Here is a 26,332-nt window from a genome sequence, read left to right as displayed (position 1 = left end):
ACTGGGCGCGAGCGGCATACCGGTATGCGATTTCGGTATTTCGCGGCGCCGGCGCCGTGTGAGACCATGCATCCCCCCGGCAAACGGCACACAATGCCGTGCAAGCCGGCGATATCGAAATAACAGGCCGGAACATCACCTCCATGCAGCGCAGAAATCTCATCAAGGCTCTCCTCGCCGGCTTCGCCGCCACCACGCTCTTCGCCAGCTTCGGCGCGCGCGCCGACGACCAGGTCATCAAGGTCGGCACCGTTTCGGGTCCGGACGCCCAGGTCTGGGCCGTCGTGCAAAAGGTCGCGAAGCGCGAAGGCCTGAACGTCAAGGTCATCGAATTCAATGACTACGTGCAGCCGAACGCCGCGCTCGACTCAGGCGACCTCGACGCCAACAGCTTCCAGCACCAGCCCTACCTCGACAGCCAGGTCAAGCAGCGCGGCTACAAGATCGTGAGCGCGGGCCTCACCTACATCTCGCCGATCGGCGTGTACTCGAAGAAGCTGAAGTCGCTGAGCGACCTGCCGCAAGGCGCGAAGGTCGCGGTGCCGAACGATCCTTCGAACGAGAACCGCGCGTTCCTGCTTCTGCAGTCGAAGGGGCTCGTCAAGCTGCGCGCCGGTGCGGGCGTGGACGGCAACAATGCGACGCCGCTCGACGTCGCGGAAAATCCGAAGAAGCTCAAGTTCGTGGAACTGGATGCGGCGCAACTGCCGCGCGCGCTCGGCGACGTGGACGCTGCCGTCATCAACACGAACTACGCGCTTGCCGCCGGCCTGCAGCCGACCCGGGACGCCATCGCGCTCGAAGACATTCACAGCCCGTACGCGAACGTGATCGCCGTGCGCGCCCAGGACAAGGACAAGCCGTGGGTGAAGAAGCTGGTTGCGGCGTATCAGTCGGAAGACGTGCGCCAGTTCATGAAGACCCAGTTCAAGGGTTCGATGGTGCCGTCGTTCTGATCGGCGCTCCGGTATGCGGCGCCTTGCTGCATGCCTTCGACAAAGCGAAAACCGCGGCCTGGCGCCGCGGTTTTTTTACGCCTGTTTGAGGAGCCGCCAGGTGCCTGTGTCCTGGAGGCTGAGCGACCAGCATTCGGCGAGCGGGCCAGTCCCGGCGCCGCTCTCGCCTGGCGGCATCGGCGCGAAACCGGCGCGCCCGGCCATGCGTCGGGCGTCGTCCAGTTCGGGCGCGAGTTCGATGGCGAGCGCGGCATAGCCCGCGCGGCGCGCAAAGCGCACGCACTCGTCGAGCAGTTGCGAACCGATGCCGAGCCGCCGTACGTGCCGTTCGACGAACAGCATCTGCACGCGTGCCTCCTCTTCGCCGGCGGCAATCAGCATGACGCCGCCCACCACGAGACCTTCCTGCTCGACGATCCACGCCGCTTCGCGCGCCGGATCGTGACCGGGTGCGAACGCGCCGATCCGCTGCGCCGCCAGCGCCTCGAACCGGCTGCCCCAGCCCGGTTCGTGCGCGAAGGACTGGGTGAGCCGGTGCACGATCCAGCTGAAGTCGCCCGGCCGCGGCGCCCGTATCGTGACGATGCCCGGCGAGCTACGCCCGCCGAGCAGATGCTGCGCCGTGCGCAGCGCGCCGATGAGCTGCTCCTGCTCGGCCGGCGCGAGTTGCGCGAGTGCCGCGGCCACGGTGTCTACCGCGGCGGCGTCGAGCGGGGCGTATTCGGCCCGGCCTTCGTCGGTGAGGCTCAGCAGCGACTGGCGCGCGTCGGTTGTGCTCGGGCGCCGTGAGATCAGCTTGCGCTGCTCGAATCCCGCGAGAATGCGGCTCAGATAGCCGGTATCGAGCGCGAGATTGCGGGCGAGCGCAGCGGCCGTGTCGGCCTTGCCGGTGGCCAGCTCGTGCAGGATGCGGACTTCGGTGAGCGAAAAGGTGCTGCGCGGCAGCCGGTCGTGCTGCGCGACCAGGTACTTCGCGTAGAAGCGGTTGAATTGCAGTACGGCTTGTGCGCGCCGCATTGCCTCGGATTCCGTCGCCAAGTGAGGCCCCTCTCGATGTTGTTTTGTGTTGATCGTTATCAAACGTGACTATAGGGGAACTCTGTGACGCGCGTCAGGGTTCTCCCCGCCCGGAATGGCAACCTGCCGTCCATCTGGTCCTGTCATGCGGTCCAGTTCGCTCTGTTCAGGGTAAATCCTGATGCCCAGTGGGCTCAGATAGAGGTCGAGCGTGATTGCATAATCTATTGATGGAAAACGAATTTATTCGATTTCTGCAGTGAGGAGCCACTCTGTTGACTGGTCTTATGGTGGTTATATAATGGGCTCGCTTTCGAAGCAGTCCGGTGCCCCGCGCCAGGACGCCCCACGATCCCAGAACCCAGGCACAAGTCCCATGGAAACCCGTTGGTCTGCCCTGATGCCCGACGCGCGCAACGTGACGCCGCTCTACCTGCAGCTCGCGCGCAACCTTGCCACGGCGATTCATTGCGGCGTGTGGTCGGCCGGCGAGGCGCTGCCGTCGGAGCGCACGCTGTCGGACGCCATTGGCGTCTCGCGCATCACGGCGCGCAAGGCGATCGAGCTGCTCGTGGAGCAGGGGCTGATCCGGCGCGCACGCGGGGCGGGCAGCTTCATCACGCCGCGCGTGGAGGATCCGCTTTCGCGCCTGACCGGTTTCACGAAGAAGATGGAGCAGCGCGGCTTCACGCCCGACTCGGTGTGGCTCGCGCGCGAAGTGCGCCCGGCGCACCGCGAGGAGATCGTGCAACTGGGCCTTTCGCCGGGCGCCTCGGTCACGAGCCTGCGGCGGCTGCGCCGTGCGGACGGCATCGTGATGGCCGTGGAGCATTCCACGCTGCCGGCGTCGATCGTGCCGAACCCGGAGTCCATCGACACCTCGCTCTACGCGTACCTCGAAGAGCGCGGCATGCCCGTGGTGCGGGCCCTGCAGCATTTCCGCGCAGTGAACGCGACGGGCGAGATCGCGGCGCTGATGGGCGTCGAGCCGCGCGCGGCGCTGCTCGTCATTACGCGGGTGGGTTTTTCGGCCGACCAGCACGCGATCGAATTGACCGACACCTATTGCCGCGACGGCTATTACGATTTCGTCGCGGAGCTGCGCCAGTGAGCGGGTCTGCCCAGCCATGAAGAATGCCCGGCCACACAACGATTCACCCATGCACGACCCTGACATGACGCCTCGCGCCTCGTCGCAACCCATCGGAAAACTTTCATGCTGAGCGGAAACATACTCACTCCTGAAGGCTGGATCCACGGCACGCTGTCGTTCGAGAACGGGCGCATCACGTCGATCTCGGGCAATGCGGCCGATCCGGCGAAGAACGACGCGCCGTACATCCTGCCGGGCTTCATCGACCTGCACGTGCACGGCGGCGGCGGCGCCGACGTGATGGAAGGCGGCGACGCCATCGAAACCATCACGCGCACGCATGCGCGCTTCGGCACGACGAGCCTGCTCGCCACCACCATGACCGCGCCGCGCGAAGAGCTCATGCGCGTGGTCGCGGGCCTCGGCGACGTGGCGCGCGTGCGCACGGCGGGCGGCGCGCGGGTGCTGGGCGTGCACCTGGAAGGCCCGTACATCAACCCGGGCAAGCTCGGCGCGCAGCCGGACGCGGCGGTGTCGGCGGTGCTCGACGAGGTGCTCAAGTACCTCTCGATCGCGCCCATCCGCGTCGTGACCGTGGCGCCCGAAATCGCAGGTCACATCGAGATCATTTCGGAGATGGCCGCGCGCGGCGTGCGCGTGCAGCTCGGCCACTCGCTCGCCACCTACGACGACGGCGTGGCCGCGCTCAAGCACGGCGCGCGCGGCTTCACGCACCTCTTCAATGCGATGTCGCCGCTGCATCACCGCAACCCGGGTCTGGTCGGCGCGGCGCTTGCGCATGCGGAATACGCGGAGATCATCCCCGATCTGCTGCACGTGCACCCGGGTGCGATCCGCGCGGCCATGCGGGCGATTCCGCGCCTCTACGTGGTCACCGACAGCACCTCGGCGACCGGCATGCCCGACGGCGAATACCGCCTCGGCAGCCAGCACGTGACCAAGTGCCTCGGCGGCGTGCGCCTTGCCGACGGCACCCTCGCAGGCAGCACGCTGACCATGGATCAGGCGCTGCGCAACCTCGTTTCGCTCGGCTTTCCGATTGCGGACGTCTCGGCGCGCCTGTCGCGCTACGCTGCCGACTACCTCGGCATCGAGGACCGTGGCCGCCTCGTGCGCGGCGCATGGGGTGACGTCGTCGTGTTCGATCGCGAGCTGGCCCTTACCGCGACCTACGTCGAAGGAGAATCGATTGTCGAATATGCTTAAAGAAGCGTTGGCCTCGGCCAACGTCGTCGCCGCGCAGCTCGCGGACACCGCCAGTGTCGAAGTGCTCGCGCGCCGGCTCGAAGCCCAGCCGCCGCAGGTCGCGCTCACCGTCGCGCGCGGCAGCTCCGACCACGCGGCGAGCTACTTCGCCGCGCTCACCATGAGCCGCATCGGCGTGCCGGTGGCCTCGGTTCCCATGTCGATCGCCACGCTCCAGCAGGCGCCGTTGCGCGTGCGCGGCCAGTTCGCCCTCGCTTTTTCCCAATCAGGCAGGAGTCCTGATCTCGTCGCCACCATGCGCGTGCTGCGCGAGGCGGGTGCGCTCACGGCGGCTGCGGTGAACGTGCCGGGCTCGCCGCTGGCCGAAGCCGCGGGCGCCGAGCTGCCGCTCCTCGCCGGGCCGGAACTGAGCGTGGCGGCCACCAAGAGCTATATCGCGATGCTCTCGCTTTCGGCGCAGCTCGTGGCGTTCTGGCAGCGCGACGCCGCTTTCGTCGATGCGCTCCGTGCGCTGCCCGACGCGCTGCACGCCGCGGGCTCGCTCGACTGGTCGAAGGCCGTGGACGAGCTGCGCGAGGTTTCGCAGATGATCGTGATCGGCCGCGGGGCAGGTCTTGCCATTGCGCAGGAGGCGGCGCTCAAGCTCAAGGAAACCTCGGGCATCCAGGCCGAGGCGTTTTCGAGCGCGGAAGTGCGTCACGGCCCGATGGAGCTGATCGACCGCGACTACCCGCTTCTCGTGTTCGCCCCGCGCGGACCGGAGCAGGCGGGCCTGATCGACTTCGCGCGCGACATGGTCAAGCGCGGCGCGCGCGTGCTGCTGGCCGCGCCCGCCGACGTGCCCGACGCGACACTGCCGCTCGTGACGACCGCCGATGCGTCGCTCGACCCCGTGGCCGCGATTCTGTCGTTCTACGTGATGGCGGCGGACCTCGCCGCCGCGCGCGGCCGCAATCCCGACGAGCCGCGCTACCTGAACAAAGTCACCGAAACTCACTAGATTGGAAAGCTGATGGAACGCATCCAGGAGTCCCGCCTGATGAACCCGGTTCAATCCGCCGCGGGCGACATCGCCATTGTCGCGCCGCTCACAGGTCCGGTCGTGCCGCTCGCAGCGGTGCCCGATCCGGTGTTTTCGGAAGGTCTGTTCGGTGACGGTATCGGTATCGATCCGCTCGTCGGCCGGCTTGTTGCGCCGTGCGACGGCGTTGTCATGCATCTCGCGCGCACGGGCCACGCCGTCACGCTCCAGACCGCAGAAGGGGCACAGTTGCTGGTGCATGTCGGCATCGACACGGTCGAGCTGAACGGCAAGGGCTTCGCGCCGAAGGTGGAGCAGGGCGCGCAGGTGCGCCGCGGCGACCTGCTGATCGAGTTCGATCTCGACGTCGTGGCCTGCGAGGCGCCGAGCCTCGTTTCGGTGGTCGCGGTTGCGAACTCCGATGCGTTCGAAGTGATTGCGCGCGCGCAAGGCGGCAACGTCGAAGCCGGCGTTTCGCCGCTCCTCGTGCTGCGTGCGCGGGAAGGCGCGGCGGCGGCTGTGGCGGCCGCCGCGGGTGCGGTGCAAAACGAAGCGCGCCGCACGCTGACGCTCACGCACGCGGGCGGCCTCCATGCGCGGCCCGCGGCGCGGGCGCGCGAGGCCGTGCGCGGCTTCGAGGCGCGGGTGGAAGTGCGCCACGGCGAGCGCCGTGCGGCCATCGAAAGCGTGGTGGGCCTGCTCGCGCTCGGCGCGGGCGAAGGTGCGACCATCGAGCTCGTGGGCACGGGCCGCGACGCGCAACAGGCCGTCGAGGCCGTTGCCGGCGAACTGAATCGCGAAGCGCCGGGCGAAGGCGGCGAAGCGCCGGCACGGCAGCTTTCGCCGGCACCGCGCGCGGCGGCGAGCGCTGCCGCCCAGCCGGCGGCGGGCGCGGCGGTGCCCAGTACGCTGGCGGGCGTGTGCGCGGCGCCGGGCATTGCGGTGGGCAAGCTCGTGCGCTGGGACGACGCGGAGATCGTGCCGCCGGAGGCCGCGAGCGGCACCTCGGCCGCCGAAAGCCGCGCGCTCGACAAGGCGATTGCTGCCGTGGACGCCGAATTGAACAACGCGGTGCGCGCCGCATCGCAGCGCAGCGCGATCAGCGAGGCCGGCATCTTCACGATGCACCGCGTGCTGCTCGAAGACCCCACGCTCGTCGATGCCGCACGCGACCTCATCAGCCTCGGCAAGAGCGCGGGCTTCGCGTGGCGCGAGGCGATCCGCGCGCAGATCGCGGTGCTCGGGCAGGTGGACGACCCGCTGCTCGCCGAGCGCGCGGCGGACCTGCGCGACCTCGAAAAGCGCGTGCTGCGTGCGCTGGGGCTCTCGAACACCGCGGTGCGCACGCTGCCCGAAGAGGCCGTGCTGGCCGCCGACGAATTCACGCCTTCCGATCTCGCTACGCTCGACCGTGCACGCGTGACGGCGCTTGTGATGGCGCGCGGCGGCGCCACGTCGCATGCGGCGATCATCGCGCGCCAGGCTGGCATTCCGGCGCTCGTCGCGCTCGGCGACACGCTGCACAGCATTGCCGAAGGCACCGAGGTGGTGGTGAGCGCGAGCGAAGGGCGCCTTGCCTACGCACCCAGCGCGCTCGACATCGAGCGCGCGCGCACGGAGCGCGCACGCCTTGCGGGCATGCGCGAAGCGAACCGCCGCACCTCGCAGCAGGCGGCCGCCACGCGGGATGGCCGCGCGATCGAAGTGGCCGCGAACATCGCCACGCTCGAAGACGCGACCACTGCCGTGGACAACGGCGCCGACGCCGTGGGCCTCCTGCGCACCGAACTCATGTTCATTCATCGCCCGACGGCGCCGACGGTCGATGAGCACCGTCAAAGCTATCAGGCGATCGTCGAGGCGCTGGCGGGCCGCACGGCCATCATCCGCACGCTCGACGTGGGCGCGGACAAGGAAGTCGATTACCTGACGCTGCCGCCCGAACCGAATCCGGCGCTGGGCCTGCGCGGCATCCGTCTTGCCCAGGTGCGCCCCGATCTGCTCGACGACCAGTTGCGGGCGCTGCTCGCCGTGAAGCCCGCGGGCGCCGTGCGCATCCTGCTGCCGATGGTGACCGATGCCGGCGAACTCGTGCGCCTGCGCGAGCGCATCGAAACCTTCGCCGAAGAGGCGGGCCGCACCGAGCCCATCGAAATCGGCGTGATGATCGAGGTGCCTTCGGCCGCGCTGCTCGCCGATCAGCTTGCGCAGCACGCGGATTTTCTCTCGATCGGCACGAACGATCTCACCCAGTACACGCTCGCGATGGACCGCTGCCAGCCCGATCTCGCCGCCCAGGCGGACGGCCTGCATCCGGCCGTGCTGCGCCTCGTCGCGGCGGCGGTGGAGGGCGCGCAGAAGCACGGCAAGTGGGTCGGCGTCTGCGGCGCGCTCGCGGGCGATCCGGTTGCGGTGCCGCTGCTGGTGGGCCTCGGCGTGACGGAGCTGTCCGTCGATCCGGTGTCGGTGCCCTCCATCAAGGCGCGCGTGCGCAACCTGGACTGGCAGCAGTGCCGCCAGCGCGCGCAGGACGCCCTCACTCTCGAATCGGCCCAGGCCGTGCGGGCAGTCAGCCGCTCGATCTGGCCGCTCGAATAACGGGCCGCAGTGCGCGCCGCAGTTCGCGCACATTCACCGAAGTCTTTCGCATTACATAAAAAACGCGCCGGCATACGCAAGTCAGCCGGCGACTCTCATCACCCACTGACGTCACGAAAGAGACAGGGACTGGAGGCAGTTCAATGGATGGCAATCCGTTTCTCAAGATTCAGAGCCTCGGCCGCGCGCTGATGCTCCCGATCGCAGTGCTGCCGGTCGCCGGCATCCTGCTGCGCTTCGGCCAGAGCGACATGCTCAACATCAAGATCATCGCCGACGCGGGTGGCGCGATCTTCGACAATCTGCCGCTCCTCTTCGCGATCGGCATTGCCGTCGGCTTCGCGAAGGACAACAACGGCGTGGCTGCGCTTGCGGGCGCGCTCGGCTATCTCGTCGAGACGGCCGTGATGAAGGACATCAACGACAAGCTCAACATGGGCGTGCTGTCGGGCGTCGTGGCGGGTATCGTCGCGGGCATGCTGTACAACCGCTTCAAGGACATCAAGCTACCCGAGTTCCTCGCGTTCTTCGGCGGCAAGCGCTTCGTGCCGATCATCACGGGGCTCGCGTGTCTCGTGCTGGGGGTCGTGTTCGGGTACGGCTGGGCGCCGGTGCAGGCCGTGATCGACGCGGCGGGCCACTGGCTCACCACGGCGGGCGCGATCGGCACCTTCGTGTACGGCTTCCTGAACCGGCTGCTGCTCGTGACGGGCCTGCATCACATCCTCAACTCGCTCGTGTGGTTCGTGTTCGGCACCTTCACGCCGGCCGGCGGCGCGCCCGTGACGGGCGACCTGCACCGCTTCTTCGCGGGCGATCCCACCGCGGGCAGCTTCATGGCGGGCTTCTTCCCGATCATGATGTTCGGCCTGCCGGCCGCGTGCCTCGCGATGCTGCACGAGGCGCCGAAGGAGCGCCGCGCGATGGTGGGGGGCCTGCTGCTGTCGATGGCGCTCACCTCGTTCCTCACGGGCGTGACCGAGCCGATCGAGTTCACGTTCATGTTCCTCGCGCCGGTGCTCTACGGCATCCACGCGCTGCTCACGGGCCTGTCGCTCGCGATCTGTTCGCTCCTCGGCATCAAGCTCGGCTTCACGTTCTCGGCGGGTGCGATCGACTATGTGCTGAACTACGGCCTCTCGACGCACGGCTGGGAAGCGATTCCGCTCGGCGTTGCCTACGCGGTGGTCTACTACGTGCTGTTCCGCTTCTTCATCCGCCGCTTCGATCTGCCGACGCCGGGCCGCGAGGCCTCGACGGGCGACACCGCGCTCGCCTCGTCGATGGCGGGTGCCGCCGTGCCGGCGGCCGCCGCGGGCACCTCGCGCGCCGCGCGCTATATCGACGCGCTGGGCGGTGCCGCCAACCTCAAGGTGGTCGATGCCTGCACGACGCGCCTGCGTCTTTCGGTGGCCGATCCGGCGAAGGTGTCGGAGCCGGCGCTCAAGGTGATCGGCGCACGCGGCGTGCTCAAGCGCGGCGGCGACAGCGTGCAGGTCATCATCGGACCGGAGGCGGACATGATTGCCGACGAGATCCGCAGCGAGATCAAGCGCGGCCCGGCTGCGGTGCCGCAAGCGCCGGGGCAGGCGGCCGCTGTGGGTGCCCAGGCTGCTACGTCCGCACCCGCTCGGGCCGCGGCCGCGGGGGATGCAGGCGAGGCCGGCCCGCTCGACCCGGACCCGGCACGCTGGCTCGCGGCATTCGGCGGATCGGCGAACATCGCGACGCTGGACGCTGTGGCGGCAACGCGCCTGCGCGTGGTCGTGCGCAACCCGGCGGCGGTCGATCGCCAGAAGCTGGCGGCACTCGACGTGGCGTGGGTGTCGGACAATACGCTGCACGTCGTGGTGGGCCCGGCCGCGCAGCGCTATGCGCAGGCGCTTGCTCCGCAACCGGCTTGACGCTGCCCGCGCGGCGCTTCCCACGCGGCGCATCTCGCGGGGGCATCTCGCGGGGGCATCCCGCATAACCGCATGACGTAAAAAAATCGGCGCCGAGGCGCCGATTTTTTTGTCGATGTCCCGCGAGGCGCTCAGTCCTTGCGAACCGCTGCGCTTGCCTGCTGCCGCTGCGAATCGAGCCACATCACGTTGACGATGCCAAAGCCGAGCGCCACGCCGATGCCAAGGATCCAGCTGAAATACCACATCGTTTCCACTCCTTCGAAATTCGTCAGTACAACGAGTTGTGCTGCTCCTTGATGGCCGCGGCAGTCACCTTGCCGCGCATCACGCGATACGCCCACGTGGTGTAGGCAAGCACGATGGGCAGGAAGATGATCACGGCCACGAGCATGATCTCGAGCGTCGTCTTGCTGGAGGTCGAGTCCCACACCGTCAGGCTGCTGCGCGGGTCGAGCGACGAAGGCATGATGAACGGAAACATCGAGAAACCCGCCGTGAGGATCACGCCGACGATCATGAGCCCCGTGGCGATGAACGCCGTTTTCTCGAAGCGCGAGCCCGCGAGCGCGCACGCCACGAGGCCGCCCAGGATGCCGAGCGCGGGCGCGACGGTCATCCACGGGTAGAGGCCATAGTTGGTGAGCCACAGCCCCTGGCCGGCTTCGACGCTCTTGAGCAGCGGATTCGAAGCCGAATCGAGCGGCGGCGCCGAGGTGATGGTGTAGCCGCCGATCAGCGTCGCGACGATCACGCCCGCCACCACGAAGAGCACGACCGCGAGCAGCGAGACGATCCGCAGTGCCTTGCTCGCGCGGGCGGCGACCACGCCGTCGCTCTTGAGCTTCACGAAGGCGGCGCCGTGCGCGGTGAGCATGGTGAGGCTCACGAGCCCGCAGACGAGCGCGAACGGGTTGAGCAGGGCCCAGAAGCTGCCGTGGTAGGTCACGCGCAGGTCGGTGTCGTAGGCGAACGGCACGCCTTCGAGCAGGTTGCCGAAGGCCACGCCGAACACGAGCGCCGGCACGAAGCCACCGATGAAGAGCGCCCAGTCCCAGGCGCTGCGCCACTTGGGATTGTCGCGCTTGCCGCGGTAGTCGAAGCCCACCGGGCGGAAGAACAGCGCGAAGAGCACCAGCAGCATCGCGAAGTAGAAGCCCGAGAACGAGGCGGCATACACGAGCGGCCAGGCGGCGAACATCGCGCCGCCCGCGGTGATGAGCCAGACCTGGTTGCCTTCCCACGTCGCGCCCACGGTGTTGATGACGATGCGCCGCTCCGCATCGGTCTTGCCGATGAAGGGCAGCAGCACGGCGGCGCCCATGTCGAAGCCGTCGGTGAGCGAGAAGCCGATCAGGAGCACTCCGATCAGCACCCACCAGATGAGCTTGAGGGTTGCGTAGTCCATGGTTGTCGGTTCCTTGCGTGGGGCGGGGCGTCAGGCGGCGCTGCCGCTGCCGGCCGCCGGGGCGGTGCCCTGTTCGTGGAAGTAGCGTCCCGTGTGCAGCGCAGACGGACCGAGCCGGGCGTACTTGAACATCAGCGTGATTTCGATGATGAAGAGCGCCGTGTAGAACACCACGAAGCCGGCGATGCTCAGCATCACGTCGCCGGGCGCGAGGCTCGACGCGGAAAGATGCGTGGGCAGCACTTCGGCGATGGTCCACGGCTGGCGGCCCACCTCGGCGACGATCCAGCCGAATTCGGCGGCGATCCACGGCAGCGGGATCGCCCACACGGCCCAGCGCAGGAACCACGCGCGGCTCGGCTTCAAGAGCGAGCGCTGCGCGCAGAACCAGAACGCCAGCACGAAGGTCAGCAGGAACAGGATGCCGAGGCCCACCATCATCCGGAACGACCAGAACACGGGCGCGACTGGCGGAATCGAGCTCTTCGCGGCGGCCTCGATCTGGTCGGGCGTCGCATCCACCACGTTCGGCGCGAACTGCTTCACGAGCAGGCCGTAGCCGAGATCGGCCTTGTGCGCGTCGAAGACGTCGCGCGTTTCGGTGTCGGCGCTGCCTTCCTTCATCTTCTGCAGCGCGGCATACGCGAGCATGCCGTTGCGGATGCGCACCTCGGCGCGGCCGATGTGGTCCTTCAGGCCGATCACCGGCTCGTCGATCGAGCGCGTCGCGATAATGCCCATCAGGTAAGGAATCCGGATCGCGTAGTCGGTGCGCTCTTCCTTCTGGTTCGGCAGGCCGAACAGCGTGAACGGCGCGGGGGCGGGTGCCGTATCCCACTCGGCTTCGATGGCGGCGAGCTTGACCTGCTGCACTTCGCCCGTGGTGTAGCCCGACTCGTCGCCGAGCACCAGCACGCACAGCGTCGAGGCGAGGCCGAAGCCCGCGGCGATGGCGAACGAGCGCAGCGCGAAATCGACATCGCGGCGCCGGATCAGATACCACGACGAAATGCCGAGCACGAACATCGACGCGGTCACGTAGCCGGCCGAAACGGTGTGCACGAACTTCACCTGCGCCACCGGATTGAAGATCACCTGGAAGAGACTGGTGAGCTCCATGCGCATGGTTTCGTAGTTGAACTCGGCGCCCACGGGGTTCTGCATCCAGCCGTTGGCCACCAGAATCCAGAGCGCGGAGAGGTTCGAGCCGAGCGCCACGAAGAACGTGGTGATGAGGTGCTGCCCCCTCGAGAGCCGGCTCCAGCCGAAGAAGAACAGCCCGACGAAGGTCGATTCGAGGAAGAACGCGGCGAGCCCTTCCACGGCGAGCGGCACGCCGAAGATGTCGCCCACGTAGTGCGAGTAGTACGACCAGTTGGTGCCGAACTGGAACTCCATGGTGAGGCCGGTGGTGACGCCCATCACGAAGTTGATGGCGAACAGCTTGCCCCAGAACTGCGTCATGTCCTTGTAGATCTGCTTGCCGGTCATGACGTAGACCGACTCCATGATGACGAGCAGCCACGACAGGCCCAGCGTGAGCGGCACGAAGAGGAAGTGATAGAGCGCAGTGATCGCGAACTGCAGCCGCGAGAGATCAACGGTTTCGCTAATGGGCATGGGGGTCCCCTTGGGTCGGGTTCGTCGCCGGTGACTGGGATGGCGCAGTGGGCACGGATACCGAAAGAATGGCGCGTGCGACATCGGCGGGCGGCATGTTCATGTTTTCCGCCTGAGGATGGTTGAAGAATGTGTATTTGAGCGCCATCAGCAAAACGAGCTTGAAGGCGAGGACGAAGACGATGTCGCGTGCGAAGGTCGGGCCGCGTGCCCAGCGCAGGAGCCGCGCGTGCAACGCGAGGCGAGGCCGGGGAGGGTGATCGGATGTCGAGATCATGGTGGATCGGTTGACTGCCCTTAAAACTCGTTTTCCGACCGGGCCTGTTGACCGCCCGGCGCCAGGCACATCGTGCATACGAACAATTTTAAGATTGCGGCACCGGGCATGCGACAGTCCGCCCGCGACATCCCGTCGCGAACGCAGGGCCGCCTGACCAGTATTACGATTTAATTTGTCCCAAGTCAATAAATTGGGGGCGAATTAGAATGCGTACCGCATCAGGGTGCGCATTTATCTTAGGAAAAAATCGGGGAACATGGGATGAGGGTGGCCACGGAGGCGCTCGTGGCCAAGCCAGGCGCGTGCCCAAAAAGAAACAGCCCCGCCGTGAGAGGGCGGGGCTGTGCCGGTGTCTGACAGACCGGTCGGGGCTTAGCTGTAATCGGCCAGGGCCGTGCGCATCTTCTTCATCGCGCTCGCTTCAATCTGACGGATACGCTCCGCCGATACGCCGAACTCGTCGGCCAGTTCGTGCAGGGTCGAACCGCCCGAGCCGTCGTCGGCCACGTGCAGCCAGCGCGCCTCGATAATGCGGCGGCTGCGCGCGTCGAGTGCTTCCAGCGCGCTCGCGATGCCGTCCGACTGCAGGCGGTCGCGCTGACGCGCGGCCAGCACGGCGGTCGGCTCGCTGTGCGAGTCGGCCAGCCAGGCGATGGGCGCGAACGACTCTTCGCCGTCGTCGGTCTGGCCTTCGAGCGCGATGTCGGCACCGGACAGGCGCGTTTCCATTTCCGCGACTTCTTCGCGCTTGACGTTCAGCTCCTGCGCGAGGCCGTCGATCTCCTCGGGCGTGAACGACTGCAGGCCCTGCTTGTGGCTGCGCAGGTTGAAGAACAGCTTGCGCTGCGCCTTGGTCGTGGCGACCTTCACCATGCGCCAGTTGCGCAGGATGTATTCGTGGATCTCGGCCTTGATCCAGTGCATGGCGTACGACACGAGGCGGACGTTCTGCTCCGGGTCGAAGCGCTTCACGGCCTTCATCAGGCCGATATTGCCTTCCTGGATCAGGTCGGCGTGCGGCAGGCCGTAGCCCAGGTAGTTGCGGGCGATCGAAACCACGAGGCGCAGGTGCGACAGCACGAGGCGACGGGCGGATTCGAGATTGCTTTGTTCGCGGAACTCGGTTGCGAACTGGCGCTCCTCTTGAGGCGTCAACATGGGAATCCGGTTGACGGCCTGAATGTACGCGTCGATATTGCCCAGCTGGCCGGGCAACATGGACTGATTCGCGAGCGCCAGCACGCCTGCCCCCGCCGCCTTGGCCGGCGTCGGGCTCAGCGTACCAGGAAGGGTCATTGCCAGTGCGTTGCTCACGTAGTGAACTCCTCTATATCTTGCAAAAGTCGGACTGCGACTCCACGGTGGATGTTAGCACTCTGCTCCACCGAGTGCTAATACTTGGAGTCTGTAGGGGCTTCAAGGTTCCACTTCTGCTATCGAAATAGTTGTTTCGATAGATTTCGCTGGAAGCCTGACGGGGCGGGGCTGACAGCCCGTGAGGGCACGCCGTGGTCGAGATTGGCGAGTAAACCCTCTAGATCTGACAGATCCTGGGAGGGGGAGATAAATAGGGGGCAGATCTGTTCCGCCATAGCGCCCTGGAAGCGCTGAATATCGCTGGCCGAACGGACTAGCCACTATGCATAGACCGGGGACGCTGCCAAAAGTGCTCGCTTGCGTCGATCGGGCGCGTGCTGTCGCGCGGCGGCGCGGGAATCCTGGAGAGCGTAAAGGGACGGATCGGCGGCCATCGGGCGATGCGTGCTGAATCGCCCGGCCTTTTGATCGCAAGTATCCACGCAGCGAAACCTGGTATAAATTTCAGCGAAGCGCGTGCGGTACATCTTCAGCGCCGGTCTGCCGCCTGGGGCGGGACGGGCGCGCAAGGGGCAAGAGCGATGGCGGCGAAAGTGATCGATGCGATTCGCGGGCTGGAGCGCGAACGTTTCCGTGCGATGGTGGACGGAGACGGTTCGTCGCTGGACGCTTTGCTGTCGGACAACGTGATCTACGTGCACACGAACGGCAAGCGCGAGACCAAGCAGCAGTTCATCGACGCCATCACGGCGGGCCGCCGCCGCTACCGCCAGATCGAGATCCAGACGCAGGACGTGCTGCCCGTGGGGCGCGAGACCTGCGTGGTGTCCGGGCGCGCGCTGATCGAGATGGAAGCCAACAACGGCGCGCTGCTGTTCCCCATCGCCTATACGGCCATCCAGACCCAGGAGGACGGGCAGTGGCGCCTGCTCGCATGGCAGGCGACGCGTTGTGCGCTCGAATAAGACCGGTAGGCCCTTTCTTCCGGCGCGTCTTCTGGACGCTCCGGGCTCACGCCGGCGGCCCGTTTTGCCGCTGGCGCCCAACGCCCTCTGCCGGCCCGGGTTGGTGCTCGAGCGCTGGTTAGCCGCTCACCCCGGTTCCATGCAGAACCCCGCCTCCTGCTGCTTTTCCGTCTTCCCCTGCTGAAACTGCCGAACCTGCTGCACCGCTTCGCGCCGAACGTCGTTGCGCGCGCGGCGCCCGATTGCCAACGAGCCCTTACGCCGCGGCGCGACGATCCACGCGAGGCCAGGCCGCGCGATTCACACCGCTCACGACAGCCGCGACCGTCGCGTGCGCGCCGTCTTCGGCCACGCCCACGCCGTAGCGAACCGGCTGTCCGCCTACGCGGCAGCCCACGAATACGGCCGTGGCGCCCCGCTCGGTGCGGGCGGTTTCGAACGACGTCACCTCCACCGCGACCCCTGCCGCTGCCGCGATGGCGTCAGCGACGGCCTGAGCATGCGCTTCCTGGGTGCCGGCCACTGAGGAGGGCGCCACGACGTCGCGGTCATCCCAACGCACGCGGCCTGCGCCGGCGTGCGTCGCCGGGCCATCGGTTTCGAAGTACTCGCGTTCGAAGAGCGCGCAGATCGCGTCGCCCGTGACCTCTTCGCCCGACGCATCCGAAACCGTCTGCACGGCATGGCTGAATTCGATCTGCACACGGCGCGGCGGCGTGAAGCCCATGCCGCGTTCGAGCAGCCAGGTCGCCCCGCCCTTGCCCGACTGGCTGTTTACGCGGATCACGGCGTCGTAGCTGCGGCCGAGATCGGCGGGATCGATCGGCAGATACGGCACTTCCCACACCGCGCCGGCCTTTTGCTGCGCGAAGCCCTTGCGGATCGCGTCCTGGTGCGAGCCCGAGAACGCCGTGAAAACGAGGTCGCCCGCGTAAGGATGGCGCGGATGCACGGGCAACTGGTTGCAGCGCTCGACCACGCGGCGCATGGCGTCGATATCGGAGAAGTCGAGGCCGGGGTCGATGCCCTGGGTGTACAGGTTCATCGCGAGGGTGACGAGATCGACGTTGCCGGTGCGCTCGCCGTTGCCGAAGAGGCAGCCTTCGATGCGGTCCGCGCCGGCCAGCAGCGCCATTTCCGCGGCGGCGACGGCCGTGCCGCGGTCGTTATGCGGATGCACCGACAGCACGATGCTGTCGCGATACGCGAGATTGCGGTCCATCCACTCGATCTGGTCGGCGTAGACGTTGGGCATGGCCGCTTCGACCGTGGCCGGCAGGTTCACGATCATCTTGTGCTCGCGCGTCGGGCGCCAGGTTTGCGCCACGGCGTCGCAGACTTCGCGCGCGAACGTGAGTTCGGTCATGCTGAACGTTTCGGGGGAGTACTGATAGATCCAGTGCGTTTGCGGATGCGCATCGGCGTGTTCGCGGATCATGCGCGTGCCGTCCACGGCGAGCGCTTTCACCTCGTCCTTCGACTGGCCGAACACGATCTTGCGGAACGACGGGCAGATCGCGTTGTAGAGGTGCACGATCGCGCGCGGCACGCCTTCGAGGGCTTCGAACGTGCGCGCGATCAGGTCCGCGCGCGACTGCACGAGCACTTCGATGGTCACGTCCTCGGGAATGCGCTTTTCTTCGATCAGCTTGCGCACGAAATCGAAGTCGGTCTGCGAGGCCGACGGAAAGCCGACTTCGATTTCCTTGAAGCCGATCGCAACCAGCATCTCGAAGAATTCGGTCTTCTGCTCGATGCTCATCGGCTCGATCAGCGACTGGTTGCCGTCGCGCAAATCGGTACTCATCCAGATGGGCGCGCGCTCGACGGTGCGCGTGGGCCATCGGCGGCCGTTCAGGCGGATGGCGGGAAAGGGGGGGTACTTCTCGGCGGGATTACGCAACATGACGGGCCTCGTGCTTCATGGTGTCGTTTGCGATGGTGGTCGACAGCGGGCGGCTGGCGGGCTGGCGACGAAGCACGATGCGCGAAACTTCCGGCGTCCGGGCGGAAACCACGGATGCGAAGAAGACGGCCACGGTGGCGGCGGTAACCGGCGCGGCAAAAAAGGACGTGAACGATGCCCATGCAACGTGCATTTTGACCCTCGCGATTCGTCCGAACGGTAAACGGACGAATAGAGACGACAAGTTGTAAAGGGAACTGCGGGTTGAGGTACTGCGAGAAACTGCTTGGGAGGACTGCCGACCGGAGAGGCGGTCGCGCAGCGCTACGCTTGGCTTACGCTAGACGTAGCGATAGGGCCGCCAGGCGGCCGGAGGTAATTCGGAGGGTGTTCGGGAAGGAACGCATTGGGCCAATGTAAGGCAGGACGGCCTTGCGTGTCAACAGCCGGGTTTTCGGGCGGCGGGGCTGTCAGACTCTGGCAATACGCCTGATCGTTTCCACCTGGCGTGCGATTGCCTCCGGCACGGGCGCCTCGCCGCGCAGCACGGCGCCGATCCAGGCGGCGGTCGTGGCCGCATCGCGGCCCTCCGGCAGCGCGACTTCCGCAGCGTCGGGCGAGGAGCGCTCCGGTTCGATCAGCGTTTCGCAGATCCCGTCGTGCAGCCAGTCCACCTGCACCTGGCGGCGCGTGTCGGCGACGGCTTCGCCTTCGGTGCCGCGTGCGAGCAGGGCGCCGCCCGCCGCGGCCTCGGGATGCGCCGCGAAGAGGGCGCTCAGGCTCTCGCGATACGGCGGATGCGTGTAGTTCACGAGCCGCAGCCCCGGCTGCGCAAAAGGCTGCAGCAGTTTCACGAGCGTATGGGTGGAGTTGCGCACGCCCATGCGACGGCGCAGCGCGAGCAACCTGGCGAGCTCGGGCGCGAGCGCTTCGATCGGCGCGAAGGCAACGCGCTTTTCGCCAAGCAGCGCTTCGATTTCGGCGTGATCGCGCGCGACGGGCTGGCCGAGCGCGGCGAAAATTTCGGCGCTCGTGACGCGGCCCGGGTCGGTGCTCACGCCATGAACCAGCACCGGCACGCCTTCGCGCGCGAGCAGGAACGCGAGCAGCGGCACGAGGTTCGGCTGCTTGCGCGCGCCGTTGTAACTCGGGATCGAGACCGCGCGATAGTCGCCGGCGGGCGTGTGGAGCGGCGCGAACGAGGCCTGTGCGGCGGCCAGCATCGCGGCCAGTTCGGCGGCGGTTTCGCCCTTCAGGCGGTACGCGAGCAGCACCGCGCCGAGTTCGAGGTCCGGCACGCGGCCGTCGAGCATGGCGGTGTAGAGCGCGTAGGTGTCTTCGGGTGACAGCGCGCGCGCGCCGTTCGGGCCGCGGCCGATCTCCTTGATGAAGCGGGCGCAGGAAAACGTGTCGGAGGCGTCGGGGGCGTTCATGGCGTGCGGCAGTCTCTGGACCCGGAACGCATGTGGGGCGTCCGGGCGGCAGGAGTCTCGGATTAGCGGGGATGCGTGCAGTATCGCATGAGGCCGCTTGCTGGCGGCGGCGGGCAAACGCAAGCCAGGTACGAGGCGTTCGCTTCCCGGCCAGCCCCTCTTGCTTACACCGCCACGCGGCTCGGGCCGTGCGCGTTACACTCGTCATTTGCGCCGACGCCTGGGTCTCCCGCGCGCGGCTCGGCTCTTCACGCAGACGGAGAACTCCATGACTTACGTTTTCGAACCGGTGCCGTCCGCATCGGTGCCGGTGGTGGGCAGCGACCAGCGCTTTCCCGTGCGCCGCATCTATTGCGTCGGGCGCAACTACGAGGCGCATGCGCGCGAGATGGGCCACGATCCCGACCGCGAACCGCCGTTCTTCTTCGCCAAGCCCGCCGACGCGATCCTCTACGTCGCGCCCGGCTCGACCGGCGAATTCCCGTATCCGGCGCTGTCGAAGAACGTGCACTTCGAAATGGAGCTCGTCGCGGCCATCGGCAAGGGCGGCAAGGACATTCCCGTGGCGAGCGCGCTCGATCACGTGTACGGCTACGCGCTCGGCCTCGACATGACGCGCCGCGACCTGCAGGCCGAAGCCAAGAAGCTGGGCCGCCCGTGGGACACCGCGAAGGGCTTCGACTATTCGGCGCCCATCGGCCCGATTCATCCGGTCGCGCAGGTGGGGCAGGTCGCGAAAGGGGCGATCTGGCTCTCCGTGAACGGCGAGGACAAGCAGCGCTCCGACGTCTCGCAGATGATCTGGCCGGTGGCGGACACTGTCGCCTATCTCTCGACGCTCTTCGAGCTGAAGCCCGGCGACCTGATCTACACGGGCACGCCCGAGGGTGTGAGCGCCGTGGTGAAGGGCGACTTGATGCGCGGCGGCGTGGACGGGCTGGGCGAGTTCGCGCTGCGCGTGGTCTGAGGCCGGCCGGCGGCGGGGCAACCAGCGCTGCAATCCATCGAAAACAAGAGAGACGAGAGGAGCATGAAGCTTTACAGCTATTTCCGCAGTTCCGCTTCCTACCGCGTGCGTATCGCGCTGAACCTGAAGAACCTGCCGTACGACTACGTGCCGGTGCACCTCCTGCGCGAGGGTGGCGAGCAACTGAAACCCGCCTACCGCGAGGTCAATCCGGATGGCATCGTGCCGACGCTGATCGACGACGATCAGCATGCGATCCAGCAGTCGCTCGCGATCATCGAGTATCTGGAGGAGACCCACCCGGAGCCGCCGCTGCTGCCGAAGTCGCCGGCCGATCGCGCGCACGTGCGCTCGCTCGGCCTCCAGGTGGCGTGCGAGATCCATCCGGTGAACAACCTGCGGATCTTGAAGTACCTCAAGCACACGCTGGGCGTGGACGATGCCGCGAAGGACGCGTGGTACCGGCACTGGATCGAGCTGGGGTTCGGCACGCTCGAAACGCGTCTGGCGGCCGATCCGCGCACCGGCAAGCTGTGTTTCGGCGACACGCCGACCGTCGCCGACCTGTGCCTGATCCCGCAGGTCTTCAACGCGAACCGCTTCAATATCGACACCACGCGCTACCCGACCATCGAGCGCATTTACGACCGCGCGATGCAGATCGAGGCGTTCGCGCAGGCTGCGCCGGGCGTGCAGCCGGACTCGGAGTAGTGACCGCGCCGCTGGCGGCGCGCGCATGAAAAAGGGCGTCGTTCCTGCGAACGACGCCCTTTGTTTTATGTCCTCTCGTCCTGACGCAACCGTGCGCGCCGGGGCTGCTCAGTTGCCGAGCAGCGCGTCGACGAACTCCTCGGCGTCGAACGGCTGCAGGTCTTCCACCTTCTCGCCCACGCCGATGAAGTACACGGGAATCGGCCGCTGACGCGCGATTGCCGCGAGGATACCGCCCTTCGCGGTGCCGTCGAGCTTCGTGACGATGAGGCCGGTGAGGCCGAGCGCGTCGTCGAAAGCCTTCACCTGGGTGAGCGCGTTCTGGCCGGTGTTCGCGTCGATCACGAGCAGCACTTCGTGCGGCGCGCCTTCGAATGCCTTGCCGATCACGCGCTTGACCTTCCTGAGCTCGTCCATCAGATGCAGTTGCGTGGGCAGGCGCCCGGCCGTGTCGGCCATCACCACGTCGATGCCGCGGGCGCGGGCCGCGCTCACGGCGTCGAAGATCACGGCGGCCGGGTCGCCGCTTTCCTGCTGCACGACCGTCACGTTGTTGCGCTCGCCCCAGATCGCGAGCTGCTCGCGCGCGGCGGCGCGGAACGTGTCGCCGGCGGCCAGCAGCACCTTCTGGTCGAAGTGCTGCAGGTGCTTGGCGAGCTTGCCGATGCTCGTGGTCTTGCCGGCGCCGTTCACGCCGGCAATCATCATCACGAGCGGCTGCGCGCGGCCGAGCACCAGCGACTTCTGCAGCGGCGCGAGCAGGTCGATCAGCAACTGGCGCAGCGCTTCCTTCACCTGGACGGCTTCCGTGAGGCGCTCGGTGCGCACCTTCTGGCGCAGCGTTTCCAGCAGGTACTCGGTGGCGTCCACGCCGGCATCCGACATCAGGAGCGCCGTTTCCAGCTCCTCGTACAGATCGTCGTCGATCTTCGCGTTGACGAAGATGCTCGTGAGGTTCGAGCTCGTCTTCGCGAGGCCCGACTTCAGGCGAGTGAGCCACGACTGCTTTGCGGCGGGTTCGGGGGCGGGCGGCGGGACGATCTCGTCCGCCTGGGCGGTTTGCGCGGCTGCGGGTCGTGCGGGGGCGGCGGCCGGCAGCGAGGCGGAGGCCGCCGGCGCGGCAGGAGCGGGCGCCGCTGCGGCCGGTGCAGACGATGCTGCCGATGCTGCCGATGCCGTGGCTTCGGCCCCTGCGTCTTCGCTTTCGGGCGCCGGCGTGGCTTCGCCGGCTTCGGCCTGGGCGTTCTCGTCGGCCTTGGTGCCCCGGAGTCGTTTAAAGAAACTGAACATGGTCTGGCGTCGTGGAGGCACGCTGCGGATTTGGCGCGGAATGGGCCGCGCCACGCCGGAGAAAAGGCGGCAACGTGCGGAAAACACGGCATTTTATCAGGCGCTCCCGGGCGCGTCGTTGCGGTGAGCGTGCGGCGTGCGCCCGGGCCTGTGGTAACGTTCGCGCATCAGGGGTGCGGCGCCGGCAAGGCGCGCCGCGCAGATACTCGCCAGCCGTCCAGAAAAAAGCATGACCCGTTCTTCCTCCCCGCGCCCGCACGGCGCGCGCTCCGGTGCTTCCGCCGCTCTTGCACGTGGCAAAGGCGGCGGCACGGGCGCCCATACGATCCGCATCATCGGCGGCGACTGGAAGCGCACGCCGCTGCCGGTGCTCGATCTCGATGGGCTGCGCCCCACGCCCGATCGCGTGCGCGAGACGCTCTTCAACTGGCTCGGCCAGCAGCTCGACGGCCTGCGCTGCCTCGACCTGTTCGCGGGCAGTGGGGCACTCGGCTTCGAAGCGGCTTCGCGCGGCGCTGCGCGCGTCGTGATGGTCGAGCGCAACGCCCGGGCCGCCGCGCAACTGCGCGCGAACCAGGCGCGCCTGTCGGCCCGCAGCATCGAAATTGCCGAAGCCGACGCGCTGCGCCTCGCTGCCGGCCTCGCGCCGGGCTCGTTCGACGTGGTTTTCCTCGACCCGCCTTTCGGCGACGCCGCGCTCCTCGCACGCGCGCTGGACGCGGCCCTGCCGCTCGTCGCGCCCCACGGCTGGCTCTACGTCGAGTCCGGCGAGCGTCTCGACCCGGCCGCACGGCCCGCTCTCGCAGGCTGGAGCGTCGTGCGCGAAGGCAAGGCGGGTGCGGTCTTCTATCATTTGCTGCAGCGCGAAAATGAGGAATAATGCGCCTTTCATAACAAGCGGCGGACGGTTTGGCCGTCACGCACGTGCTTGCGCCTGCCCTGCGACGGTCGCGACCGGCGTGGTCCGGCAGCGGCCCGCAGCATTCGCGCCCCATTTCTGTTGAGAGAGGAGAAGCCTCATGGTAGTCGCCGTGTACCCCGGTACCTTCGATCCGCTCACGCGCGGTCACGAAGATCTCGTGCGGCGCGCGTCGAGCATTTTCGACACGCTGGTGGTGGGTGTTGCCGACAGCCGCAACAAGAAACCGTTCTTCTCGCTCGACGAGCGTCTCGAGATTGCCCACGAGGTGCTCGGCCATTATCCGAACGTGCAGGTCATGAGCTTCACGGGGCTGCTCAAGGACTTCGTGCGCAGCAATAACGCGCGCGTGATCGTGCGCGGCCTGCGCGCCGTGTCGGACTTCGAATACGAGTTCCAGATGGCGGGGATGAACCGCTATCTGCTGCCGGACGTCGAAACGATGTTCATGACGCCTTCGGATCAGTATCAGTTCATTTCGGGCACCATCGTGCGCGAAATCGCCCAACTGGGCGGCGACGTGAGCAAGTTCGTGTTCCCGTCGGTGGAAAAGCGCCTGCGGGACAAGGTGGCTTCGCTGGACGGCGCGGCCGCGAAGTCCTGAGCGCTGCGGCAAACCGGCGTAAAGCAGCGTAAACTACAGGGCTCTGCAATGAATGACGCCGGCCCGCGCGCCGGCATGAAGTGAGAACAGCATGGCCCTGATGATTACCGACGAGTGCATCAATTGCGACGTTTGCGAGCCCGAGTGCCCGAACGATGCGATTTCGATGGGCCCGGACATCTATGTGATCGATCCGAAGAAGTGCACGGAGTGCGTCGGCCACTTCGACGAGCCGCAGTGCGTGCAGGTGTGCCCCGTGGAGTGCATTCCGCGCAATCCCGAGCACCTGGAGTCGCCCGATCGGTTGATGGAGAAGTACCGCGCGCTGATGGTGGCGAAGAACGGTTGACGTGTCTTCCGTGCCCCGCCCCGGCAGCATGAAAAAACGCGCCCATGAGGCGCGTTTTTTTTCGTCCGTGGTCCGCGGTCCCGGCCGCGCGGCTTACTTCACGATGCGCTTCAGCGCGGCCACGAGCGTATCGCATTCGTCGTCGGTGCCGATCGTGATGCGCAGATGCTGGTCGATACGCGGCGCGTTGAAGTGGCGCACGAAAATCTCCTGCTCGCGCAGCTTCGCGCCGATGGCTGCCGCATCGTGTGCGGGGTGGCGCGCGAACACGAAGTTCGCGGCCGAAGGCACGACCTCGAATCCCAGTGCCGCGAGCGAGGCGGTGAGCCGCGCGCGGCTTGCCATGACGTGCTCGCGGGTGCTGCGCAGCCATTCGACATCCTCGTAGGCCGCGACGGCCGCAGCCTGGGCGAGGCGATCGAGCGGATACGAATTGAAGCTGTCCTTCACGCGGTTGAGCGCGTCGATCAGATCGGCGTGGCCGAACGCGAAGCCCACGCGCATGCCCGCGAGGGAGCGCGACTTCGAGGTGGTGTGCACGACCAGCAGGTTCGGATAGCGGTCGATCAGCGCGATGGCCGATTCGGCGCCGAAATCGACATAGGCCTCGTCCACGATCACCACCGAGTTCGCGTTCGCCGCCACGAGCTTTTCGATCTGCGCGAGCGGCAGCGCGTGGCCCGTGGGCGCGTTCGGATTCGGGAAGATCACGCCGCCGTTGGGCTGCGCGTAGTCTTCGATGCGGATCGCGAAGGCGGCGTCGAGCGGCACCGTGCGGTATTGCACGTCGTAGAGCCGCGCATACGTCGGGTAGAAGCTGTACGAGATGTCGGGAAAGAGGATCGGCAGATCGTGCTTGAGGAGCGCCTGGAAGGCGTGCGCGAGCACCTCGTCCGAGCCGTTGCCGACGAACACCTGGTCGGCGCGCAGGCCGTGATGCGCGGCCACTGTCGCGCGCAGACGCTTCGCGATGGGATCCGGATAGCGGCGCAGCGACTCGGCGTGCTCGCCCAGTTCGGCGCGGATCGCATCGAGCACGCGCGGCGAGGGCGGATACGGATTCTCGTTGGTGTTCAGCTTCACCGGCTTCGCCAGCGCGGGCTGCTCGCCCGGCACGTAGGGCACGAGACGGTGGACGATGTCGCTCCAGTAACGGCTCAAGACTTTCTCCTTCCAATCATCGCTTCAGGGGGGGGCTGCGGCGGCTTGCGCGCTCAACCGTTGCGGTGCAGCTGCATGACCGCGCGTTCGGTCTCGCCCTTCACGAAAACCGGCATGACGGCGAGCGCGCGCTCGATCGAGGCGTCGATCACGTCCTGCTCTTCGCGGCGCGGCGGCTTGAGCACGAAGTTTGCGACGTCGGGCTTGGCCCCGGCGCGCGCGCCCTCGGGAATCAGGTCGCGCGGATGGCCGATGCCGATGCGCAGGCGCCAGTATTGCTGCGTCGTGAGATGCGCGGAAATGTCCTTCAGGCCGTTATGGCCGCCGCTGCCGCCACCGAGCTTGAGCTTGACCGTGCCGGGCGGCAGGTCGAGTTCGTCGTGCGCGACGAGAATTTCGTCGGGCAGGATCTTGAAGAAGTGGGCGAGCGCGACGACCGACTGGCCCGAGCGGTTCATGTAGGTCTGCGGCTCAAGCAGATGCACTTCCTCGCCGTAGAGGCGCGCCTTCGCGTAATGGCCGTGGAAGCGCCGCTCGTCGCGCAGCGTCGTGCCGGCTTCGCGCGCGAGCTGGTCCACGAACCAGAAGCCGGCGTTGTGCCGCGTCGCGGCGTATTCGGCGCCGGGATTGCCGAGTCCGACGATCAACCTGATCATGTGTTGTTGCCCGAATCTGAAAACTGCGCTGAAAACTGCGCGAAAAAAACACGAAAAAAACGCGAAAAAAACGCGAAAAAAACGCGAAAAAAACGCGAAAAAAAACCCGCCGGGGCGAACCGCGGCGGGTTACGTCGACCGTTTCAGAGAAACGGATCGAGAGGATATCGGTTCTATCCGGCAGCTTACTCGGCTGCGGCTTCACCTTCGGCTGCCGCCACGGCACCGGCCGGAACCGTCGCCGAGACGATCACCGGGTTTTCCGCTTCGACGTGCGCGACGAGCGTCACGCCGTTCGGCAGCGTGATGTCCTTGGCGTGCAGCGATTGACCGGCTTCGATCTTCACGAGGTCGACTTCGAGGAATTCCGGCAGCGAGCCCGGCAGGCACACCACTTCGATTTCGTTCACGACGTGCGAGATGATCGCGCTCGCCAGCTTCACAGCCGGGTTGGTTTCCTGGTTCAGGAAGTGGAGCGGCACCTTCGTGTGGATCTTCTTGTTCGGATCGACGCGCTGGAAGTCCACGTGCAGCACGAGCTGACGGAACGGGTGGTATTGCACGTCGCGCAGCAGGACTTGCTGCGACTTGCCGGCCACTTCGATCTCGAGGATCGACGAGTGGAAGGCTTCCTTCTTCAGGGCGTGCCACAGCGCATTGTGATCGAGCTCGATCAGTTGCGGCTCAACGCCGACACCGTACACGATGCCCGGCGTCTTGCCGGCGTTGCGCAGGCGGCGGCTCGCACCCGTACCTTGCAGATTGCGTTCGAAAGCGATGACTTTCATGGGTTTTCTCTGTTCATTACACTGCCCGCGACCAGGCAGTAAAACGGGGCCTTTTCGGCTGATCCTCAGCGGACCATGTGCCTGAAGGCCCCCGACTATACGGTGCGAAGCTACGTCCGCTCGCACCGATTACACCAAAGCG

General features: G+C 66.9%; 25 protein-coding genes. 13 read left to right on the top strand and 12 right to left on the bottom strand.

Annotated elements, in window-relative coordinates; translation table 11 throughout:
* Window positions 1-143 precede the first annotated feature (143 nt).
* Window positions 144-956, top strand: a complete 813-nt coding sequence (locus tag BFE01S_RS24055) for a MetQ/NlpA family ABC transporter substrate-binding protein (RefSeq protein ID WP_028227704.1) — start codon at window positions 144-146, stop codon at window positions 954-956.
* Between the two features lie 75 nt (window positions 957-1,031).
* On the opposite strand, the gene BFE01S_RS39905 is transcribed toward BFE01S_RS24055, so the two are convergent.
* Complete coding sequence (locus tag BFE01S_RS39905; protein WP_042338382.1) at window positions 1,032-1,973, bottom strand: bifunctional helix-turn-helix transcriptional regulator/GNAT family N-acetyltransferase; 942 nt, start codon at window positions 1,971-1,973, stop codon at window positions 1,032-1,034.
* A gap of 376 nt (window positions 1,974-2,349) precedes the next feature.
* On the opposite strand from BFE01S_RS39905, the gene BFE01S_RS24045 reads away from it, so the two are divergent.
* From BFE01S_RS24045 to nagE, 5 genes are all read left to right on the top strand, one after another.
* Entirely contained in the window at window positions 2,350-3,084 is a 735-nt protein-coding gene (locus BFE01S_RS24045; protein ID WP_028227703.1) for a GntR family transcriptional regulator, read from the top strand.
* Window positions 3,085-3,189: 105 nt separating this feature from the next.
* Complete coding sequence (gene nagA / locus BFE01S_RS24040) at window positions 3,190-4,293, top strand: N-acetylglucosamine-6-phosphate deacetylase (RefSeq protein WP_028227702.1); 1,104 nt, start codon at window positions 3,190-3,192, stop codon at window positions 4,291-4,293.
* On the top strand, window positions 4,286-5,293 hold the full coding sequence (locus BFE01S_RS24035; protein WP_028227701.1) for an SIS domain-containing protein: 1,008 nt from the start codon (window positions 4,286-4,288) through the stop codon (window positions 5,291-5,293). The genes nagA and BFE01S_RS24035 overlap by 8 nt, the downstream gene beginning before the upstream one ends.
* A 12-nt stretch (window positions 5,294-5,305) precedes the next feature.
* A complete protein-coding gene (gene ptsP, locus BFE01S_RS24030) occupies window positions 5,306-7,912 on the top strand; it encodes a phosphoenolpyruvate--protein phosphotransferase (RefSeq protein ID WP_042338380.1) in 2,607 nt (868 codons plus the stop codon).
* A 143-nt stretch (window positions 7,913-8,055) separates the two neighbouring features.
* Window positions 8,056-9,816 carry an N-acetylglucosamine-specific PTS transporter subunit IIBC gene (nagE, locus tag BFE01S_RS24025; RefSeq protein ID WP_028227699.1) on the top strand — a complete coding sequence of 587 codons (1,761 nt, stop codon included), beginning with the start codon at window positions 8,056-8,058 and terminating at the stop codon, window positions 9,814-9,816.
* Window positions 9,817-9,947: 131 nt separating this feature from the next.
* On the opposite strand, the gene cydX is transcribed toward nagE, so the two are convergent.
* From cydX to rpoH, 5 genes are all read right to left on the bottom strand, one after another.
* Window positions 9,948-10,064 carry a cytochrome bd-I oxidase subunit CydX gene (gene cydX, locus BFE01S_RS42245; protein WP_062871685.1) on the bottom strand — a complete coding sequence of 39 codons (117 nt, stop codon included), beginning with the start codon at window positions 10,062-10,064 and terminating at the stop codon, window positions 9,948-9,950.
* Window positions 10,065-10,087: 23 nt separating this feature from the next.
* Window positions 10,088-11,224 (bottom strand): cytochrome d ubiquinol oxidase subunit II, encoded by a 1,137-nt coding sequence (gene cydB, locus BFE01S_RS24015; protein ID WP_028227698.1) that lies wholly within the window; start codon window positions 11,222-11,224, stop codon window positions 10,088-10,090.
* Window positions 11,225-11,254: 30 nt separating this feature from the next.
* The gene (locus BFE01S_RS24010; protein ID WP_028227697.1) at window positions 11,255-12,844 is read right to left on the bottom strand and encodes a cytochrome ubiquinol oxidase subunit I; all 1,590 of its coding nucleotides are present in this window, start codon (window positions 12,842-12,844) and stop codon (window positions 11,255-11,257) included.
* Window positions 12,834-13,121 (bottom strand): cytochrome oxidase putative small subunit CydP, encoded by a 288-nt coding sequence (cydP, locus tag BFE01S_RS24005; RefSeq protein ID WP_028227696.1) that lies wholly within the window; start codon window positions 13,119-13,121, stop codon window positions 12,834-12,836. Before cydP ends, BFE01S_RS24010 begins: the two co-directional genes overlap by 11 nt.
* Window positions 13,122-13,496: 375 nt before the next feature.
* Window positions 13,497-14,438 (bottom strand): RNA polymerase sigma factor RpoH, encoded by a 942-nt coding sequence (rpoH, locus tag BFE01S_RS24000; protein ID WP_028227695.1) that lies wholly within the window; start codon window positions 14,436-14,438, stop codon window positions 13,497-13,499.
* 584 nt (window positions 14,439-15,022) lie between these two features.
* On the opposite strand from rpoH, the gene BFE01S_RS23995 reads away from it, so the two are divergent.
* Window positions 15,023-15,406: a nuclear transport factor 2 family protein gene (locus BFE01S_RS23995; RefSeq protein WP_028227694.1), complete on the top strand. Its 384-nt coding sequence runs from the start codon at window positions 15,023-15,025 to the stop codon at window positions 15,404-15,406.
* Window positions 15,407-15,662: 256 nt separating this feature from the next.
* Here BFE01S_RS23995 and leuA read toward each other — a convergent pair whose 3' ends face one another.
* Window positions 15,663-17,312 carry a 2-isopropylmalate synthase gene (gene leuA, locus BFE01S_RS23985; protein ID WP_028227693.1) on the bottom strand — a complete coding sequence of 550 codons (1,650 nt, stop codon included), beginning with the start codon at window positions 17,310-17,312 and terminating at the stop codon, window positions 15,663-15,665.
* 32 nt (window positions 17,313-17,344) lie between these two features.
* Here leuA and BFE01S_RS44530 point away from each other — a divergent pair, with 32 nt between their 5' ends.
* Window positions 17,345-17,563 carry a hypothetical protein gene (locus BFE01S_RS44530; RefSeq protein WP_156967135.1) on the top strand — a complete coding sequence of 73 codons (219 nt, stop codon included), beginning with the start codon at window positions 17,345-17,347 and terminating at the stop codon, window positions 17,561-17,563.
* 219 nt (window positions 17,564-17,782) lie between these two features.
* Here BFE01S_RS44530 and ybiB read toward each other — a convergent pair whose 3' ends face one another.
* Window positions 17,783-18,745, bottom strand: a complete 963-nt coding sequence (gene ybiB / locus BFE01S_RS23975) for a DNA-binding protein YbiB (RefSeq protein WP_028227692.1) — start codon at window positions 18,743-18,745, stop codon at window positions 17,783-17,785.
* Between the two features lie 268 nt (window positions 18,746-19,013).
* Here ybiB and BFE01S_RS23970 point away from each other — a divergent pair, with 268 nt between their 5' ends.
* Both BFE01S_RS23970 and maiA read left to right on the top strand, forming a co-directional pair.
* Entirely contained in the window at window positions 19,014-19,712 is a 699-nt protein-coding gene (locus BFE01S_RS23970) for a fumarylacetoacetate hydrolase family protein (RefSeq protein WP_028227691.1), read from the top strand.
* A gap of 63 nt (window positions 19,713-19,775) precedes the next feature.
* Entirely contained in the window at window positions 19,776-20,423 is a 648-nt protein-coding gene (maiA, locus tag BFE01S_RS23965) for a maleylacetoacetate isomerase (RefSeq protein ID WP_028227690.1), read from the top strand.
* A 108-nt stretch (window positions 20,424-20,531) separates the two neighbouring features.
* Here maiA and ftsY read toward each other — a convergent pair whose 3' ends face one another.
* Window positions 20,532-21,713 (bottom strand): signal recognition particle-docking protein FtsY, encoded by a 1,182-nt coding sequence (ftsY, locus tag BFE01S_RS23960; RefSeq protein ID WP_028227689.1) that lies wholly within the window; start codon window positions 21,711-21,713, stop codon window positions 20,532-20,534.
* Between the two features lie 229 nt (window positions 21,714-21,942).
* Here ftsY and rsmD point away from each other — a divergent pair, with 229 nt between their 5' ends.
* The 3 genes from rsmD (at window position 21,943) to BFE01S_RS23945 (ending at window position 23,585) form a co-directional block, all read left to right on the top strand.
* Window positions 21,943-22,593 (top strand): 16S rRNA (guanine(966)-N(2))-methyltransferase RsmD, encoded by a 651-nt coding sequence (rsmD, locus tag BFE01S_RS23955; protein WP_028227688.1) that lies wholly within the window; start codon window positions 21,943-21,945, stop codon window positions 22,591-22,593.
* Window positions 22,594-22,732: 139 nt separating this feature from the next.
* On the top strand, window positions 22,733-23,236 hold the full coding sequence (gene coaD / locus BFE01S_RS23950) for a pantetheine-phosphate adenylyltransferase (RefSeq protein WP_028227687.1): 504 nt from the start codon (window positions 22,733-22,735) through the stop codon (window positions 23,234-23,236).
* 91 nt (window positions 23,237-23,327) lie between these two features.
* A complete protein-coding gene (locus tag BFE01S_RS23945) occupies window positions 23,328-23,585 on the top strand; it encodes a YfhL family 4Fe-4S dicluster ferredoxin (RefSeq protein ID WP_028227686.1) in 258 nt (85 codons plus the stop codon).
* A 93-nt stretch (window positions 23,586-23,678) separates the two neighbouring features.
* Here the strand turns inward: BFE01S_RS23945 and hisC are convergent, their stop codons facing one another.
* From hisC to BFE01S_RS23930, 3 genes are all read right to left on the bottom strand, one after another.
* Window positions 23,679-24,746: a histidinol-phosphate transaminase gene (gene hisC / locus BFE01S_RS23940; protein WP_028227685.1), complete on the bottom strand. Its 1,068-nt coding sequence runs from the start codon at window positions 24,744-24,746 to the stop codon at window positions 23,679-23,681.
* A 53-nt stretch (window positions 24,747-24,799) separates the two neighbouring features.
* Window positions 24,800-25,402, bottom strand: a complete 603-nt coding sequence (pth, locus tag BFE01S_RS23935; RefSeq protein ID WP_028227684.1) for an aminoacyl-tRNA hydrolase — start codon at window positions 25,400-25,402, stop codon at window positions 24,800-24,802.
* Window positions 25,403-25,587: 185 nt separating this feature from the next.
* Window positions 25,588-26,190, bottom strand: a complete 603-nt coding sequence (locus BFE01S_RS23930; protein WP_028227683.1) for a 50S ribosomal protein L25/general stress protein Ctc — start codon at window positions 26,188-26,190, stop codon at window positions 25,588-25,590.
* Window positions 26,191-26,332 lie beyond the last annotated feature (142 nt).

This window comes from Paraburkholderia ferrariae NBRC 106233, assembly GCF_000685035.1.
In the GTDB taxonomy this organism is placed as follows: Bacteria; Pseudomonadota; Gammaproteobacteria; order Burkholderiales; family Burkholderiaceae; genus Paraburkholderia; species Paraburkholderia ferrariae.
Note: the sequence above shows the minus strand (reverse complement) of the source record. Positions and strands in the feature narration are given on the sequence as shown.

Bases quoted from the DNA above. Each gene is read 5' to 3' on its own strand.
- BFE01S_RS24055 (WP_028227704.1), top strand. From the start codon at position 144: ATGCAGCGCAGAAATCTCATCAAGGCTCTCCTCGCCGGCTTCGCCGCC.
- BFE01S_RS39905 (WP_042338382.1), bottom strand. From the start codon at position 1,973: ATGCGGCGCGCACAAGCCGTACTGCAATTCAACCGCTTCTACGCGAAG.
- BFE01S_RS24045 (WP_028227703.1), top strand. From the start codon at position 2,350: ATGGAAACCCGTTGGTCTGCCCTGATGCCCGACGCGCGCAACGTGACG.
- nagA (WP_028227702.1), top strand. From the start codon at position 3,190: ATGCTGAGCGGAAACATACTCACTCCTGAAGGCTGGATCCACGGCACG.
- BFE01S_RS24035 (WP_028227701.1), top strand. From the start codon at position 4,286: ATGCTTAAAGAAGCGTTGGCCTCGGCCAACGTCGTCGCCGCGCAGCTC.
- ptsP (WP_042338380.1), top strand. From the start codon at position 5,306: ATGGAACGCATCCAGGAGTCCCGCCTGATGAACCCGGTTCAATCCGCC.
- nagE (WP_028227699.1), top strand. From the start codon at position 8,056: ATGGATGGCAATCCGTTTCTCAAGATTCAGAGCCTCGGCCGCGCGCTG.
- cydX (WP_062871685.1), bottom strand. From the start codon at position 10,064: ATGTGGTATTTCAGCTGGATCCTTGGCATCGGCGTGGCGCTCGGCTTT.
- cydB (WP_028227698.1), bottom strand. From the start codon at position 11,224: ATGGACTACGCAACCCTCAAGCTCATCTGGTGGGTGCTGATCGGAGTG.
- BFE01S_RS24010 (WP_028227697.1), bottom strand. From the start codon at position 12,844: ATGCCCATTAGCGAAACCGTTGATCTCTCGCGGCTGCAGTTCGCGATC.
- cydP (WP_028227696.1), bottom strand. From the start codon at position 13,121: ATGATCTCGACATCCGATCACCCTCCCCGGCCTCGCCTCGCGTTGCAC.
- BFE01S_RS23995 (WP_028227694.1), top strand. From the start codon at position 15,023: ATGGCGGCGAAAGTGATCGATGCGATTCGCGGGCTGGAGCGCGAACGT.
- leuA (WP_028227693.1), bottom strand. From the start codon at position 17,312: ATGTTGCGTAATCCCGCCGAGAAGTACCCCCCCTTTCCCGCCATCCGC.
- BFE01S_RS44530 (WP_156967135.1), top strand. From the start codon at position 17,345: ATGGTGGTCGACAGCGGGCGGCTGGCGGGCTGGCGACGAAGCACGATG.
- ybiB (WP_028227692.1), bottom strand. From the start codon at position 18,745: ATGAACGCCCCCGACGCCTCCGACACGTTTTCCTGCGCCCGCTTCATC.
- BFE01S_RS23970 (WP_028227691.1), top strand. From the start codon at position 19,014: ATGACTTACGTTTTCGAACCGGTGCCGTCCGCATCGGTGCCGGTGGTG.
- maiA (WP_028227690.1), top strand. From the start codon at position 19,776: ATGAAGCTTTACAGCTATTTCCGCAGTTCCGCTTCCTACCGCGTGCGT.
- ftsY (WP_028227689.1), bottom strand. From the start codon at position 21,713: ATGTTCAGTTTCTTTAAACGACTCCGGGGCACCAAGGCCGACGAGAAC.
- rsmD (WP_028227688.1), top strand. From the start codon at position 21,943: ATGACCCGTTCTTCCTCCCCGCGCCCGCACGGCGCGCGCTCCGGTGCT.
- coaD (WP_028227687.1), top strand. From the start codon at position 22,733: ATGGTAGTCGCCGTGTACCCCGGTACCTTCGATCCGCTCACGCGCGGT.
- BFE01S_RS23945 (WP_028227686.1), top strand. From the start codon at position 23,328: ATGGCCCTGATGATTACCGACGAGTGCATCAATTGCGACGTTTGCGAG.
- pth (WP_028227684.1), bottom strand. From the start codon at position 25,402: ATGATCAGGTTGATCGTCGGACTCGGCAATCCCGGCGCCGAATACGCC.
- BFE01S_RS23930 (WP_028227683.1), bottom strand. From the start codon at position 26,190: ATGAAAGTCATCGCTTTCGAACGCAATCTGCAAGGTACGGGTGCGAGC.